10 protein-coding genes are annotated in these 14,318 nt (G+C 72.5%); 7 read left to right on the forward strand and 3 right to left on the reverse strand.

What is annotated here, in order from left to right; all coding sequences use genetic code 11:
- Positions 1-95: 95 nt before the first annotated feature.
- The 3 genes from ACIQ8J_RS16395 to ACIQ8J_RS16405 are packed head-to-tail and all read left to right on the forward strand — an operon-like array spanning position 96 to position 3,432.
- Positions 96-1,625 carry a flavin-containing monooxygenase gene (locus ACIQ8J_RS16395; protein WP_403271410.1) on the forward strand — a complete coding sequence of 510 codons (1,530 nt, stop codon included), beginning with the start codon at positions 96-98 and terminating at the stop codon, positions 1,623-1,625.
- Complete coding sequence (locus tag ACIQ8J_RS16400) at positions 1,622-2,560, forward strand: alpha/beta fold hydrolase (protein ID WP_403271412.1); 939 nt, start codon at positions 1,622-1,624, stop codon at positions 2,558-2,560. The genes ACIQ8J_RS16395 and ACIQ8J_RS16400 overlap by 4 nt, the downstream gene beginning before the upstream one ends.
- The gene (locus tag ACIQ8J_RS16405) at positions 2,557-3,432 is read left to right on the forward strand and encodes an SDR family oxidoreductase (RefSeq protein ID WP_403271414.1); all 876 of its coding nucleotides are present in this window, start codon (positions 2,557-2,559) and stop codon (positions 3,430-3,432) included. Before ACIQ8J_RS16400 ends, ACIQ8J_RS16405 begins: the two co-directional genes overlap by 4 nt.
- Positions 3,433-3,465: 33 nt before the next feature.
- On the opposite strand, the gene ACIQ8J_RS16410 is transcribed toward ACIQ8J_RS16405, so the two are convergent.
- Entirely contained in the window at positions 3,466-6,765 is a 3,300-nt protein-coding gene (locus ACIQ8J_RS16410) for a S41 family peptidase (protein WP_403271416.1), read from the reverse strand.
- 151 nt (positions 6,766-6,916) lie between these two features.
- On the opposite strand from ACIQ8J_RS16410, the gene ACIQ8J_RS16415 reads away from it, so the two are divergent.
- Complete coding sequence (locus tag ACIQ8J_RS16415; RefSeq protein WP_403271656.1) at positions 6,917-7,495, forward strand: TetR/AcrR family transcriptional regulator; 579 nt, start codon at positions 6,917-6,919, stop codon at positions 7,493-7,495.
- A gap of 117 nt (positions 7,496-7,612) precedes the next feature.
- Entirely contained in the window at positions 7,613-9,844 is a 2,232-nt protein-coding gene (locus tag ACIQ8J_RS16420) for an MMPL family transporter (protein ID WP_403271417.1), read from the forward strand.
- Between the two features lie 142 nt (positions 9,845-9,986).
- Here the strand turns inward: ACIQ8J_RS16420 and ACIQ8J_RS16425 are convergent, their stop codons facing one another.
- The gene (locus ACIQ8J_RS16425) at positions 9,987-10,388 is read right to left on the reverse strand and encodes an SsgA family sporulation/cell division regulator (protein WP_403271419.1); all 402 of its coding nucleotides are present in this window, start codon (positions 10,386-10,388) and stop codon (positions 9,987-9,989) included.
- Between the two features lie 215 nt (positions 10,389-10,603).
- Between ACIQ8J_RS16425 and ACIQ8J_RS16430 the strand changes: the two genes are divergently transcribed.
- Both ACIQ8J_RS16430 and ACIQ8J_RS16435 read left to right on the forward strand, forming a co-directional pair.
- Positions 10,604-11,773, forward strand: a complete 1,170-nt coding sequence (locus ACIQ8J_RS16430) for a serine hydrolase domain-containing protein (protein WP_403271421.1) — start codon at positions 10,604-10,606, stop codon at positions 11,771-11,773.
- On the forward strand, positions 11,770-12,552 hold the full coding sequence (locus ACIQ8J_RS16435) for an SDR family NAD(P)-dependent oxidoreductase (protein ID WP_403271423.1): 783 nt from the start codon (positions 11,770-11,772) through the stop codon (positions 12,550-12,552). Before ACIQ8J_RS16430 ends, ACIQ8J_RS16435 begins: the two co-directional genes overlap by 4 nt.
- An 89-nt stretch (positions 12,553-12,641) precedes the next feature.
- Here the strand turns inward: ACIQ8J_RS16435 and ACIQ8J_RS16440 are convergent, their stop codons facing one another.
- Entirely contained in the window at positions 12,642-14,270 is a 1,629-nt protein-coding gene (locus ACIQ8J_RS16440; RefSeq protein ID WP_403271425.1) for a penicillin-binding transpeptidase domain-containing protein, read from the reverse strand.
- Positions 14,271-14,318: the final 48 nt, after the last annotated feature.

A 14,318-nucleotide genomic window follows, 5' to 3' on the forward strand; every position in this document is an offset into this window, starting at 1 on the left:
CCGGACCCCTACCGCTCGGTATGCGACTGCTCTACCCTCCCAACAGTGCCAGTGATTGCTGGCAGAGTTGTGGGACCGACCGTGGAGGCGGTGGCATGGCCCAGCACGAGCATGTACGTGTGGCGGTGATCGGGTCGGGGTTCGGCGGGCTCGGGGCGGCGGTCCGGCTGCGCCGCGAGGGGATCACCGACTTCGTCGTCCTGGAGCGGGCCGGTTCCGTCGGCGGCACCTGGCGCGACAACAGCTACCCGGGGTGCGCCTGCGACGTCCCCTCGCACCTGTACTCGTTCTCCTTCGCGCCCAATCCGGACTGGCCCCGCACCTTCTCCGGGCAGAAGCACATCCGCGCCTACCTGGAGCACGTCGCCGACGTCTTCCGGCTGCGCCCGCACATCCGCCTCGACCACGAGGTGACCATGATGCGGTGGGATGCCGAGCAGGTGTGGTGGGAGATAGAGACGGCCCATGGCCGCACGCTCACCGCTGATGTCGTCGTGTCCGCCACCGGACCGCTCTCCGACCCCAAGATGCCGGAGATCCCCGGGCTCGCCGACTTCCCCGGGAAGGTGTTCCACTCCGCCCGCTGGGACCACGACTACGATCTGCGCGGCAAGCGCGTCGCCATGGTCGGCACCGGTGCCTCCGCCATCCAGATCGTGCCCTCCATCCAGCCAGAGGTCGCCGAGCTGACGCTCTTTCAGCGGACGCCGCCGTGGGTCATGCCCCGAATGGACCGTGCGATCACGGGAGTTGAGCGCTGGTTGCACCGCCAGGTGCCGGCCACCGGAGCCGCCCGGCGCGGACTCCTGTGGGGCATACGGGAGTTGCAGGTCAGCGCGTTCACCAAGCGGCCCAATGAGCTCGGCCTCGTCGAGTCGCTCGCCAAGGCCAACATGGCCCGCGCCATCAAGGACCCGGCCCTGCGCGCCAAGCTGACCCCGGACTACCGGATCGGCTGCAAGCGGATCCTGCTGTCGAGCTCGTACTATCCGGCGCTCGCCGAGCCCAATGTGGACGTCGTCGCCTCCGGGCTCGCCGAGGTGCGCGGCTCCACCGTGGTCGCCGCCGACGGGACCGAGGCCGAGGTCGACGCGATCATCTTCGGCACCGGGTTCCACGTCACCGACATGCCGATCGCCGACCGGGTCGTCGGCGCGGACGGGCGCACGCTCGCCGAGGCGTGGAAGGGCGGCATGGAGTCGCTGCGCGGCGCGACCGCCGCCGGGTTCCCCAACTGGATGACCGTCATCGGGCCCAACACCGGCCTCGGGAACTCCTCCATGATCTTGATGATCGAGTCCCAGCTCAGCTACATGGCCGACTATCTGCGGCAGTTGGACGTGCTCGGCGGCCGGGTCGCGCTCGCCGCCCGGCCGTCCGCCGTCGGCGCCTGGAACCGGCGGGTGCAGGAACGCATGAAGCGGACCGTGTGGAACACCGGCGGCTGCACCAGCTGGTACCTCGACGCGAGCGGCCGCAACACCACCATCTGGCCGGGCACCACCAGCGAGTTCCGCCGCGCGACCCGGGAGGTGGACCTCGCGGAGTACGAGGTCGTACGGGCCCGGCCCGCCGCGGAGCCCGCCGAGGACGCCGCCGTCGGCGAGCGGGCGGTGTCGGCATGAGCCGGAACAGCGCGGTGCGGACCGGGAGGTACGCCCCGCCCGTCGCCGACCGCGAACTGAGCGCCGTCTCCGCCGACGGAACCCCGCTGCACGTCGAGGTGCACGGTCCCGCCGACGCGCCCGCCGTCGTCCTCGCGCACGGCTGGACCTGCTCGACCGCGTTCTGGGCGGCGCAGATCCGGGCGCTGGCCGGTGCCTGCCGGGTCATCGCCTACGACCAGCGCGGCCACGGCCGTACGCCCGCATCCGGAGTCTGCTCCACCGGCGCGCTCGCCGACGATCTCGAAGCGGTGCTCGGCGCGACCCTCGCGCCGGGCGAGCGGGCGGTCCTCGCCGGGCACTCCATGGGCGGCATGACGCTGATGGCGGCCGCCGCGCGCCCAGGGTTCCGCGCACACGCGGCGGCCGCCCTGCTGTGCAGCACGGGCAGCTCGCGCCTGGTCGCCGAGGCGCGGGTGGTGCCGCTGCGGGGCGGCCCGGCGCGGACCCGGCTCACCGGGCACATCCTGGGATCCGGGGCGCCGCTCGGCCCCGTCACACCGCTCGCCAAGAAGGTCCTGCGGTACGCGACGATGGGGCCCGGCGCCGCGCCGGACCGTATCGAGGCGTGCGCCCGCATCGTCCACGCGTGTCCGCGCGGAGTGCGGCAGGACTGGTCACGGGTCCTCGCCGAGCTCGAACTCGACGCTCTGGTCCGGGAGTTGAGGGTGCCCACTGCCGTGGTGGCCGGTGCCGCGGACCGGCTCACGCCGCCCGTGCACGCCCGGCGGCTCGCGGACGCGCTGCCCGAGTGCCGCTCGCTCGACGTGCTGACCGGCGTCGGGCACATGACGCCCGTCGAGGCGCCCGAGTTCGTCACCGAGAAGATCCATGAGCTGGTGCGTACGCATCTCGTCGCCCCGGCCGCCGTCGACGCCGAGGAGAGTGCCGTATGAGCAGGGTCGGTCTGGAAGGACAGGTCGCGGTCGTCACCGGCGCGGCGCGGGGCGTGGGCGAGCTCCTCGCGCGCAAGCTGTCGGCGCGCGGCGCCAAGGTCGCGCTCGTCGGGCTCGAACCCGACGAGCTGAAGCGGGTCGCGGCCCGGCTGCACACCGAGGCGGAGTCCTGGTACGCGGACGTCACCGACCACGAGGCGATGGCGCGGGTCGCGGCCGAGGTCAAGGAGCGGTTCGGGAAGGTCGACATCGTCGTCGCCAACGCGGGGGTCGCCTCCGGCGGGCCGTTCGTCGACTCCGACCCGGACGCGTGGCGCCGCGTGATCGAGGTCAACCTGATCGGCGGGGCGGTGACGGCCCGCGCCTTCCTGCCCGTACTGATGGAGTCGCGCGGGTACTTCCTGCAGATCGCCTCGCTCGCCGCGATCACCCCGGCGCCGATGATGACGGCGTACTGCGCCTCCAAGTCCGGGGTGGAGGCGTTCGCCCACAGCCTGCGCGCCGAGGTCGGCTACAAGGGGGTGCGGGTCGGCGTCGGGTACCTGTCGTGGACCGACACCGACATGGTGCGCGGGGCCGACCAGGACGACGTGATGCGGGAGTTGAGGTCGCGGCTGCCCTGGCCGTCCAACCGCACGTATCCGCTCGGGCCCGCCGTCGACCGCATCGTCGCCGGGATCGAACGGCGCTCCTCGCATGTGTACGCGCAGTGGTGGCTGCGCGGGATGCAGTCCGTGCGGGGGTATCTGCCCGGGGTGATCGGGGCGGTGGGTCAGCGGGAGATGCGGCGGTTCGAGCCGCGGCTCGGTGGGGTTTCGCGGGGGCTCGTCGGCGCGGGCGGCGCGGCGGACGAAGAGGCCCGTCGGGGCTGAGGACCCGGGGGCGCTGCCCCGGACCCCCGTTCCTCAAGCGCCGGAGGGGCTTGAGGAACGCGGCGGCAGCACCGGCCTCTGGCGGTTCGGGGTTGTCTTGTAGCCCGGCGGGGTCGACGCGGGGTGGGTCTTCAGGAGGTCAAGGGCCAGGCACACCGCGTCGTCCAGCTGGGCGTAGCGGCCCTCCGCCCAGTCCAGGGGGGTGCGCAGGATCTCCAGGTCCGGTTCCACGCCGTGGTTCTCCACGGACCACCCGTACTCGTCGAACCAGGCCGCGTTCATGGGGACGGTGATGACCGTGCCGTCGCCCAGGGTGTGGCGGCCCGTCATGCCCACCACGCCGCCCCAGGTGCGCTGGCCCACCACCGGGCCCAGGTTCAGGAGGCGGAAGGCCGCGGTGATCATGTCGCCGTCGGACGACGTCGCCTCGTCGGCGAGGGCAACCACCGGACCCCGTGGGGCGTTCGACGCGTACGACACGGCCTGGGCGTTGCGCGTCAGGTCCCAGCCCAGGATGCGGCGGGTCAGCTTCTCCACGACCAGCTCGCTGATGTGACCGCCCGCGTTTCCGCGCACGTCCACGATCAGGGCGGGGCGGCTCACTTCCAGGCGCAGGTCCCGGTTGAACTGGGCCCAGCCCGAACCGCCCATGTCCGGGATGTGTAGATAGCCGCACTTGCCGCCGCTCAACTCCCGTACCACTTCACGGCGTTTGGCCACCCAGTCCTGGTAGCGCAGCGGGCGCTCGTCCACCAGGGGGACCACCGCCACCCTGCGCGAGCGGCCCTCGCCCTCGGCCGGATGGAAGGTCAGCTCGACCGTCGTGCCGCCGGTGCCCGCGAGGAGGGGGAAGGGGCCCGCCGCCGGGTCCACCGGGCGGCCGTCGACATGGGTCAGGATCGCGCCCTCGCGGATGCCCGAACCCGCCAGCGGCGAGCGCGCCTTGGAGTCGGAGGAGTCGCCGGGCAGGATGCGGCGGACCATCCAACCCCCGTCCCGGCAGACCAGGTTGGCGCCGAGCAGGCCCTGTGCCCGCTGGTAGTGCGGGGGGCCCTCGTTGCGGCGGGCGGCCGTGACGTAGGCGTGCGAGGTGCCCAGTTCGCCGAGGACCTCGCGCAGCAGGTCCGCGAACTCGTCGGGGGAGGCGACCCGTTCGACCAGCGGGCGGTACTGGTCGAGGACCGCCGACCAGTCGATGCCGCACATCCTCGGCTCCCAGAAGTACGCGCGGATGATGCGGCCCGCCTCGTCGTAGGCCTGGCGCCACTCCAGGGCCGGGTCGACCTCGTGCAGGATGCGGCGCAGGTCGACGTAGACCGTGGAGTCGCTGTCGCCCGACTCGGTGGAGGGCACCGCCCGCAGCTCGCCCTCGTCCATCACGACCAGGCGGCTGCCGTCGCCGCTGACCGCGAAGTAGTCGAGGTGGTCGACCAGTTCGGTCTTGCGGGCCTTGGAGATGTTGAAGTGCTCCAGGGTGGGCCGGCCCGAGGTGTCGGCGGGGTTGGCGAAGGTCTCGCCGAGCGCGCCCGAGATGGGCCAGCGCAGCCAGACCAGGCCGCCGCCCGTGACCGGGTGCAGCGCGGAGTACTTGGACGCGGAGACGGGGAACGGCGTGACCCGGCTCTCCAGGCCCTCCACCTCCACCGTCACCGTGCCGTCGCCCGAGTCGTCCAGCGGGTCGAGCCCGCCCGCCGCCGGCCGCCCGTCCGGTGACAGCGCGAACGGCGAGGGCGTCGCCGAGGACAGCGGGACCAGATAGGGGCGGCAGCCCAGCGGGAACGACAGGTCCCCGGTGTGCACGTCGTACACCGGGTCGAAGCCGCGCCAGGACAGGAACGCCAGATAGCGGCCGTCGCTGGTGAACACCGGGTTCTCGTCCTCGAAGCGGCCGTTGGTGACGTCCACGACGGTGCGGGCGCCGGGGCCCGAGATGCGGGCCATCTTGATCTGCCGCAGGGAGCGGCCGATGCCCGGGTGCGACCAGGTCAGCCAGACGCCGTCGGGCGAGAACGCGAGGTCGCGAACCGGGCCGTTGAGGGAGCGGATCAGCTCGGTGACCTCGCCTTCCCCGGACTCCGCAGGGGAGGTGTCCCCCGCTTCCTCCGTCGCGTCGATGAGCAGGAGGCGGCCGTCGTTCGCGGCGACCGCCAGGCGTTCGCCGTCGGGGTCGGACACCATCTCGTGCACCCGGCCCAGCTCGCCCGCCGCGAGCCGCCGCGGCGCGCGGTCGCCGCTCGCCCGCGGCAGATAGGCGATCTCCACCGCGTCCTCGCCGTCCGCGTCCGTGATGTAGGCGACCTGCCCGCCGCTGCCCAGCATCTCCGGCATCCGCACCCGTACCCCCGGGGTGTCCGAGATGGTGCGGGCCGGGCCGTCGCGGTGGGTCAGCCAGTACAGGCTGCCGCGCACCACGACGGCGCTGGCCCGGCCGGTGGTGTCGACGGACAGCGCGTCCACGTGGTTGGCGGCCGGGACCTGGTAGCTGCGGCGCCCGGCGCGCGGCCCGCCCAGGCGTACGTCCAGCTTGCGCGGCGCCGAGTCGGGGGTGAGCGCGTCCACGATCCACAGGTCGCCGCCGCACTGGTACACCACCCGGCGGCCGTCGCTGGAGGCGTGCCGGGCGTAGAACGCGTCGTGGTCGGTGTGCCGGGTCAGATCGCTGCCGTCGGGCAGGCAGGAGTACAGGTTGCCGACGCCCTCGTGGTCGGAGAGGAAGGCGATGCGGCCGTCCACGAACATCGGCGCGTCGAGGTGGCCGCCGAGGTCGGGCAGCAGCCGCTTGCCGTGCAGCCACAGCCGGCCGGTGGCGCCGCCGCGGTAGCGCTTCCAGGCGGCCGGCTCGTGCGGCGGCTTTCCGGTGAGCAGCAGGGTGCGGCGCTCGCCGTCGACGTCGGTGACCGCGATGTCGGAGACCGGGCCCCAGGGGAGCTTGCCGCCGGGGGAGCCGTCGGTGGGCACGCTGTAGGCCCAGGAGAAGTACGAGAACGGCTGGCCGTGGGAGGACACCGCGAGGATGTGGCCGTCGGGCGTCCAGCCGCACACCCGGGTGTCGGACGAGCCCCAGTAGCCGAGCCGGCGGGCCGCGCCGCCGGTCACCGGGGCCAGATGGATCTCCGGATCGAGGCTGCGCCAGGTCGTGTACGCGATCTGGCTGCCGTCGGGCGAGAACCGGGGGTGGCCGATCTTGGTGCGGTCGACGGTGACCCGCCAGGCGCGCGAGGGACTGTGCCCGGCCGGTACCAGCGGGGCGACCCACAGGTCGTCCTCGGCGGCGAAGCACAGCAAGTCGGCGTGCAGATGCGGGAACCGGAGGTACGCGGCGTCGTCACTCACCCCCCAATGCTTTCCGCGGGAAGGGGGCGCGGCAACTTGTGGGAGGGGTTTATTCCGTTCCGACACCTGTGGTCAGGAACACAAGCGAAACGGTTTCGTTTCGCTTGGGGGTGAGGTTACCTTCGTACGGTACGCACAGGAAAGGAGGTCGATCATGGCGGGCAGGCTCACCCCGGAACGCGCGGGGGAACTCTACGAAGCCGTGCTCGGCCTGCTGCGCGAGGTCGGTTACGACGCCCTCACCATGGACGCCGTCGCCACCCGCACCCGCTCCAGCAAGGCCACCCTCTACCGCCAGTGGGGGAGCAAGCCGAAGCTGGTCGCGCGCGCCCTGCGGCACAACAAGCCGGTCTCCCTCGCCGAGATCGACACCGGCTCGCTGCGCGGCGACTTCCACGAGCTGGTCTCCCGCGAGGACGACTGCAAGATGGAGCAGGACTCCGCGCTGATGCGCGGTCTGATGCGTGCCGTCCACGACAATCCCGATCTCCACCAGGCGCTGCGGGAACTGCTCATCGAGCCGGAGATCACCGGTCTCGACGCGGTGCTGCGGCGCGCGGTGGAACGCGGCGAGGTCCGCGCGGACAACCCCGCGCTCTCCTACGTCGTCCACATGCTGGTCGGCGCCTTCGTCGCCCGGCAGCTCATCGAGGACCGGCCGGTGGACAAGGCCTTCCTCTCCGACTACATCGACGCCGTGGTCCTCCCCGCCCTCGGCGCCCCCGGCTAGGCGCCCCGCCCGGCTTCCCCACGCAGTACCGCCCCACCTGACGTACGCCGCTCTCGTCGTCGGGCTGGATTCCCATGCCCTGCTGGTTCCACACGACTTGACCGGGAGTACGCCCTCGTGGCCACGTTCCTCTACCGCCTAGGCAGGTTCGCCTTCCGGCGCCGCCGCTATGTCGCCCTGGTGTGGGTGGCGCTGCTCGCCCTCGCCGGGTTCGGCGCCGCCTCCGCGACCACCGCCACCTCCTCCTCGTTCTCGATCCCGGGCACCGAGGCGCAGCGCGCCTTCGACCTGCTCAAGGAGCGGTTCCCGAACGCCAGCGCGGATGGCGCCACCGCACGGATCGTCTTCAAGGCGCCCGAAGGCCAGAAGATGGCCGACGCCCCCAACAAGGCCGCGGTCGAGAAGACCGTCGCCACCCTCAGGGCGGGCTCCGACCAGGTCGCGTCGGTGACCGACCCGTTCAAGGCCAACGCCGTCTCGAAGAACGGCCAGGGCCCGATCGCGTACGTCCAGGTGTCGTACAAGGCCAACGCGATGCAGCTGACCGACGACACCCGCAACGCGCTCAAGAAGAGCGGCGATGCGGCGAAGTCGGCCGGGCTCACCGTGGAGATCGGCGGTGACGCGCTCCAGGCCATGCCGGAGACCGGTTCGGGCGAGATCGTCGGTGTGGTCATCGCGGGCCTCGTCCTGGTGATCACCTTCGGATCGCTGGTGGCGGCGGGCCTTCCGCTGCTCACCGCGCTCATCGGCGTCGGCATCGGCGTCTCCACCATCACCGCGCTCGCCAACGTCCTGGACCTCGGGTCGACCACGTCCACGCTCGCGATGATGATCGGGCTCGCGGTCGGCATCGACTACGCGCTGTTCATCGTCTCCCGCTACCGGGCCGAGCTGGCCGAGGGCAGGGAGCGCGAGGAAGCCGCCGGACGGGCCGTCGGAACCGCCGGTTCCGCCGTCGTGTTCGCCGGTCTGACCGTGGTCATCGCGCTGGTCGGCCTCTCCGTCGTCAACATCCCGATGCTCACCAAGATGGGCGCCGCGGCGGCCGGCACGGTCGTCATCGCCGTCCTCATCGCGCTCACCCTCATCCCGGCGCTGCTCGGCTTCGCCGGCAAGCGGGTGCTCGGCCGCAAGGCCCGCAAGGCGTACGAGAAGGGCGAGGCGCCCGCCGCGGGCAAGCCCAACATGGGCACCCGCTGGGCGAGCTTCGTGCTGCGCAAGCCGGTCTGGGTGCTGCTCGTCGGCGTCCTCGGCCTCGGCGCGATCGCGCTGCCGGCCGGCTCCCTGCAGATGGGCCTGCCGGACGACGGCTCGCAGCCCACCTCCACCACCCAGCGCCGCGCCTACGACACGCTCTCCGAGGGCTTCGGGCCGGGCTTCAACGGGCCGCTGATGGTGGTCCAGGACATGAAGGGCGTGGCCGACTCCAAGGCCGCGTCCGACCGGACCGTCTCCGAGATCAAGAAGCTCGCGGACGTCGCGGCCGTCACGCCCGCCGTGCCCAACAAGGCCGGCGACGCGATGATGTTCACCGTCGTACCGAAGTCGAAGCCGTCGTCCACCGAGACCGAGGACCTGGTCCACGCGATCCGGGACACCGGCAGCACCATCAAGTCCGACACCGGCGCGACGACGCTGGTCACCGGCTCGACCGCGATGAACATCGACTTCTCGCAGAAGATGAACGACGCGCTGCTGCCCTACCTGGCACTCGTCGTCGGCCTGGCCTTCCTGCTCCTGATGGTGGTCTTCCGCTCGGTCCTCGTCCCCCTGAAGGCGGCCCTCGGCTTCCTGCTCTCGGTGGTCGCGGCCCTCGGCGCGGTCGTCGCGGTCTTCCAGTGGGGCTGGCTCGGCTCGCTGTTCGGGGTCCAGCAGACCGGCCCGATCATGTCGATGATGCCGATCTTCATGGTGGGCGTGGTCTTCGGCCTCGCGATGGACTACGAGGTCTTCCTCGTCACGCGGATGCGCGAGGCGTACGTCCACGGCGAGCGGCCGGGGCAGGCGATCGTCACCGGGTTCAAGCACGGCGCCCGGGTGGTCACCGCCGCCGCCGTCATCATGATCGCGGTCTTCTCCGGCTTCATCGGCTCCAGCGAGCAGATGATCAAGATGATCGGCTTCGGCCTGGCCATCGCGGTCTTCTTCGACGCGTTCATCGTCCGGATGGCGATCGTGCCCGCGGTGCTCGCGCTGCTCGGCGCGAAGGCCTGGTGGCTGCCGCGCTGGCTGGACCGGGTGCTGCCGAACGTCGACGTCGAGGGCGAGGGCCTGCGCGAGCGGCAGGAGGCCGCCGAGCGCGACGGGGACGGCGACGCCGACCGGCGCGCGCTGGTGGGGGTCTGATCCCCGCCCCCTGAACGCCGGGGCCGTCCGACATGAGCGGCGGAGGGCCCCGGCCGACGCCGGCGGCCTGTGGGGACGGGTCCGGTGGCGCCCCTTGGCCCCCCGTGCGTCATGCGCACGGGGGGCCTCCGCGCTGCTCGGCTCAGGGTGTGCCCGCCGGGTGCGGGGCGGCCCTCGCGTCGGTGGCGTACGTGTGGCGCAGGAAGCGGACCAGGGGCGAGCTGTCGAACTGGACCACGGCCACCCCGTCCGGCGAGTGGAATTCGAGCACCGTCTGGGCCCGACCGCACGGCCAGACCTCCACGTCGCCGCGGCGGGCGGGCGCGCGCAGCCCCGACTCCAACAGGGCGCGCGGGAACGTCCACTCGGTGCCGCCGGGGAAGGCGAAGCAGACCGCCCCGGGGGAGTCGGCGGGGTCGTAGCGCAGGGCCACCGGGACGGGGTTGGACAGCGGGGCGTCCGTGACGATCCGGGCCCTGGCGTGGTCCTCGACGCCGCGACCCGCGGGATGGTCCTCGGCGTGGTTCTCGGCTGCGGGGGACATCGATCGCTCCTCACGCTGGGTGCTGCCGGTCATCAGTTCGCGTTATTAGTCTTCAATGTCCCATATTTACCTGACGAAACCTCTGCGTGTCGGCTTGTGATCCATCGCTCAGCCGCTCTCGTGCCGCCGGAGGGGCCGGCTTTCCGCCGAGCGGGGGTCGGGCACCATGGAAGGGTGCGTCAGTGTGGCGCGGGGGCGTGGCTGGGAGCAGAGCAGTGGTTGACGTGTGCGGGACGGTTGCGGCCGGGTTCGAGCCGGTCAGGGATGCCTTCGTGCGGAACTTCTCGCAGCGCGGCGAACGCGGGGCCGCCGTCGCCGTGTACCGGGACGGGCGCAAGGTCGTCGATCTGTGGGCCGGTACGAAGGATGTCGACGGCACCGCCGGCACCGCTCCCTGGGCCGTCGACACCGCCCAGATCGTCCACTCGGCCACCAAGGGCGTGGCCGCCGCCGTCCCCCTGCTCCTGCACCAGCGCGGCCGGCTCGACCTCGATGCGCCGGTGTCCACGTACTGGCCCGAGTTCAAGGCCAACGGCAAGGAGCGCGCCCTGGTGCGGCACCTGCTGTCGCACCGGGCCGGTGTGCCCGCCCTGGACCGGCCGCTGACCCCCGCCGAGGCCGTCGACGGCGAGTCGGGCCCGGCGGCCGTCGCCGCGCAGGCCCCGTTCTGGGCGCCCGGCACCGCGCACGGCTACCACGCGCACACCTACGGCTGGCTGCTCGGCGAGCTGGTCCGGCGCGTCACCGGGCGCACCATCGGCCGCTGGGTCGCCGAGGAGATAGCCGGGCCGCTCGGCCTGGACTTCTGGCTCGGGGTGCCGGACGAAGAGGCGCACCGGGTCGGCCGGATCGGCCCGGTCGAGGCACCCGAGGGCGACGGCGGGCTGCGGCTGCGGCCCAAGCGGGGCGTCACCGAGGCCTACCGGGACCCTGGCTCGCTGACCCGGCGCGCGTTCGGGGCGATCGATCCGCCGCCGGACCAGAACGACCCCGCCTACCGCGCCGCCGAACTCCCCGCCTCCGCGGGCATCTGCACCGCCCGCGCCCTGGCCCGCTTCTATGCCGCGACCATCGGCGAAGTGGACCGTGGGGCACGGCTGTTCGCGCCCGGGACGCTCACCCTGGCCCGCACCGAGGAGAGTTCGGGCCCGGACCGGGTCCTGGTCGTCAACACCCGCTTCGGCCTTGGATACATGCTGCACGGCTCGGCATCGCCGCTGCTCGCCCCCGGGTCCTTCGGGCATCCGGGCAGCGGCGGCTCGCTCGGCTTCGCCGACCCCGAGTCGGGGACCGCGTTCGGGTACGTCACCAACGGCCTCCAGAAGGGAGTGACCGCCGATCCCCGCGCCCAGGCACTGGTGCGGGCGCTACGTTCGGTGGCATGACGCATCCTCAGACGGCACGCTTCGAAGGACACGCGGTACTGATCACCGGCGCGGGGCGCGGCATCGGCGCCGCCACCGCGCGCAGGCTCGCCTCCGAGGGCGCCCAAGTCCTCGTCACCGACGCCGACTTGGACCGGGCCGCCGCGACCGCCGCCGACCTGAAGGGCGCCCTCGCCCGGCAGTGCGACGTGTCCGACCGGGACTCCGTGGAGGCCGCGGTCGCCTGCGCGGTCGCCGAGTTCGGGCGGCTCGACGTCCTCGTGAACAACGCCCACTCCTGCCATCCCGACACCCCGCTCTTCGAGGACCAGGGCGACCAGACATGGGCCCGTGACCTCGACGTCACCCTCACCGGCGCCTTCCGCTGCGCCCGCGCCGCCCTCCCGCACCTCGCCGCCTCCGGCCGGGGCGCGATCGTCGGTATCGGCTCGGTCAACGGCGAGCAGGACTTCGGCAACCACGCCTACAGCGCGGCCAAGGCGGGCCTCGCGTCCTTGACCCGTACGCTCGCCGGGGACGCCGCGCCGCGCGGTGTGCGGGTGAATCTGGTGCAGCCCGGCACGGTCCGCACCCCCGGCTGGGACGGCCGCGAGGCCCACCTCGACCGGCTCGCCCGGGTGTACCCGCTGGGCCGGGTCGGCGAACCCGAGGACATCGCGGCGGCGGTCGCGTTCCTGGCCTCGGCGGACGCGTCCTGGATCACGGGCACGACGCTGCGGGTCGACGGTGGCCTGCTCGCCGTCAACGCGGGGTTCCAGCAGGTGCTCCGGGACGCGTGAGCAGCGCCGGCAGGCGAAATCCAGCCCCTCACGGGGTCCTCCCCTGGCCCCCGCACCTTGGTGGTGGCGTACGGGCCGTGCGAGGCGGTTTACCCGGCGCTCAGCACCTGCGCGACGACGGGGCCCGCCGCGTCGCCGCCGTGGCCGCCGGACTGGACGAGGGCGGCGGCCGCGAGGTCGTCGCTGTACGCGGTGAACCAGCTGTCGGACTTGTTCTGGCCGTCCTTCTCGGCGGAGCCGGTCTTGGCGCCCTTGGTGCCGCCGACGGACGCCATGGCGTTGGTGGCCGTGCCGTAGGGGGCGGTCGCCGTGATGTGCATCATCTCGCGCAGCTGGGCGGCGATGCCCGACGGCAGCGGATCGGCCTGGGCCAGCTGCCGTCCGTCCAGCGACTGCGGCACGAGCACCGGCTGGCGGAACTGGCCCGACTTCGCGGTCGCGGCGATGGACGCCATGTCGAGCGGGCTCATCTGCACCTTGCCCTGCCCGATGTACGCCGCCGCCGTCTCGGCGCCCGCCGACGCGGGCACGCTGCCGTCGAAGGACGGCACGCCGACCTTCCAGTCCTGGCCGATGCCGAAGTAGTTCTGCGCCACCCGGCCCAGCGCCCCGTCGTCGGCCACGTCGTCGACGAGCTTGATGAAGGCGGTGTTGCAGGACCGGGCGAAGCTCTTGGAGAAGAGCTGGCCGTCCATCGAGAAGTTGTTCAGGTTGTGGAAGGTGACGCCCTGCCAGACGGCGTTCTGCGGACACTCGGCCGGCTTGTCCGCGGCGGCCTTGCCCTTCTCGATCAGCATCGCCGCGGTGACGATCTTCATCGTGGAGCCGGGGGCGACCCGGGCCTGCAACGACGCCGGGAACTTGTCGTCGCGGTGGTCCGCGACCGCCCGGATCTCGCCCGTGCTCGGCCGGACGGCGACCACCGACGACTCCCCGAAGCCCTTCACCGCCTTCTCCGCCGCCGCCTGCACATCCGCGTCCAGCGTCGTCCTCAGCTTGCCGGGGGTGCCCTTCTGGAGGGTGATCAACGTGCGGGCCGGGGTGCCGTTGCCCTGGATCTGGAGCTCGATGCCCGGCGTGCCGTTCACCTTCGCGCCGTACTTCTCGCGCAGCCCGTCCAGGATCGCGCCCAGCGAGGGGTACTGCTCCTTGGTCAGCGGGCGGTCCTTGTGGTCGACGGCCTGGATCTCGGGGTTCTGCGCCTGGCCCGTCTCCAGCCGTTCGCCCGCCTTCAGCTGCGGGTACAGCACCGCGGGCTGCCAGTCCACGAGCGGTTTGCGCGTGGACTGGCCGCGTACGACGGTCAGTTGGGAGGCGTAGGACAGCGGGGCCGTCTTGTCCTGGAAGGAGACCTCGGCCTTCACCGTGTACGGCACGACCGCCCCGTTCGGCGTGCCCGGGGTGACCGTCACGTTGGTGATGTGCGCCCGGTCGCGGAAGCCGGACAGCGCGGTGGCGGCTCCCGCCTGATTGTTGGTCAGGGCGGCGGCGCCCTGTGCGTCGCCCTTCGCCCAGGCCTCCAGGAAGCCCGTCGAGGCCTGCTTGATCTCGTCCGCGCTCAGCGGCCCGGTGCGCGGCGGCGCCCCCTGCGTGCTGCGTTTCCCGCCCGGCCCCGGGTCACTGGCCCCGCCCACCAGCGTGTAGCCCCCGTACGCGACACCTCCGGCGGCCACCACGAACACGCCGCCGACGATGGCCACCTTCGCTCCACTGCGCATCCCGCAGTCCCCTCCCCAGGAGTCCCCGAACATCTTGAACGTGTTCAA

The sequence above is a fragment of the Streptomyces sp. NPDC094147 genome (assembly GCF_044764265.1).
Taxonomy (GTDB): Bacteria; Actinomycetota; Actinomycetes; order Streptomycetales; family Streptomycetaceae; genus Streptomyces.